The 1,401-nt window shown below is 27.0% G+C and carries 1 protein-coding gene; it reads right to left on the bottom strand.

What is annotated here, in order from left to right; all coding sequences use genetic code 11:
• Nucleotides 1-24: 24 nt before the first annotated feature.
• Nucleotides 25-1,287 carry an IS4 family transposase gene (locus IAI56_RS15650; RefSeq protein WP_244970344.1) on the bottom strand — a complete coding sequence of 421 codons (1,263 nt, stop codon included), beginning with the start codon at nucleotides 1,285-1,287 and terminating at the stop codon, nucleotides 25-27.
• Between the last annotated feature and the right edge of the window lie 114 nt (nucleotides 1,288-1,401).

Raw genomic sequence — 1,401 nt, 5'->3', positions numbered from 1 at the left:
CAATGTCATTAAGTTAAGAAAAAATCATAAGCTATTCTTTTGATTTTTAGTCACTATTGGTTTTGTTCTTGTCCTGTATTTCCCAATTTTTCGTTCAAATTTTCTATCTGGTCTTATTGGAATTAGATGCTTTTTAAATAATTCTTTAAGTTCATTTATGATATCATTCATATCATTTTTAGTGAAAAACAGTTCTAAAATTCTATCTTTCATAAAACCATATGACAAGGTTGTATTTATTTTATATTGATATTTTATGTTTTTAGTTTCGCTTTCTTTTTCAATTTCTTCGTTAATTTCATTTTCTATAAGAGTTTGAATGTTACTTACAAAAAGTGTTGAATAAAAATCTTGTAATATACTTTGATTTGAGTAACCAGAAAATTCCTCAATTTTTAGTTTATTTTTAAGTTCATCATAGTAGGTTTCTATTTTCCATCTTTTAAAATATAATTCTTTAAAAACCTCATTACCATAATGTTTACTATCTAAAAGTGAGGTTGCTAAAACTTCTATTCCACCACCATTTAAAGTTATTCGTAATAGCCTTATTTTTAATGTTGAAGATTTAGTATAGGGTTTATTTTCAAAACTCTTTTTTTGTCCAGGTTTTATTTCGACTATTTGTGATGTTTTACCACTCGCTACAAAATCTTTCACAACTTGACTAAAGTCTAATGGCATACGCATAAGAAAATGTAAATTCTTCTGATAATGTTCATAAATTAATTCAAAAGAAGGATAACCTCTGTCATAAATTATCAAATCATTTGCTTGACAATATTCCAAGAGTTGTTTGGCTTGTGTGCGTTCATCAGTGTCAATTGAAGACAAAATCCCATTAATGCATATTTCATTGAGTAAATCATACAAAACACAAGCTTTGGTCTGAACAATGTAAGTATTAGTTTGGTTTTTAGTTTGTCCGTAAATTTCTTCAAGTTCTTTAGTAAAAGGTAAAGTCAATCGGGAACCATCCATTGCTAATATTCGTAAGTTATCAAATTGTCTTAAAACTCCTGAATTGTCCTTGTAAAATTCTTCAATAATTCGCTGATTTAAGTGTTTAAAAACCTCAGGCTTTATTTTCTTACGAGCTTGGACAAAAGCACTTTTACTAAATGCTTCTTGTGCAATATCTTTTCTTTTGAGAAAGCTCAAAAAGTTTACAATTTCTATTGATAGGCTTCTAGTTAAAAAATTTAGCATAAATAAAATGGTGCCTGAAAAAGATTGCTTCCTGTTTCTTGTAAAATCCTCAGGATTTGTTTTAAAATTATCTTTCAGAAAAGTACTAAAAATTTCTGATTGAAGAGAAGATAAAATCTGAAAAGCTGTTTTTTTGCATGATACTTATTATCTGATTACCATATAAATATACGAATTTATTCACAAAAAAAA

This window comes from Flavobacterium macrobrachii, assembly GCF_014486675.1.
Lineage (GTDB): Bacteria > Bacteroidota > Bacteroidia > Flavobacteriales > Flavobacteriaceae > Flavobacterium > Flavobacterium macrobrachii.
The sequence above is the reverse complement of the archived record's forward strand: the minus strand, read 5'-3'. Positions and strand labels throughout refer to the sequence as shown.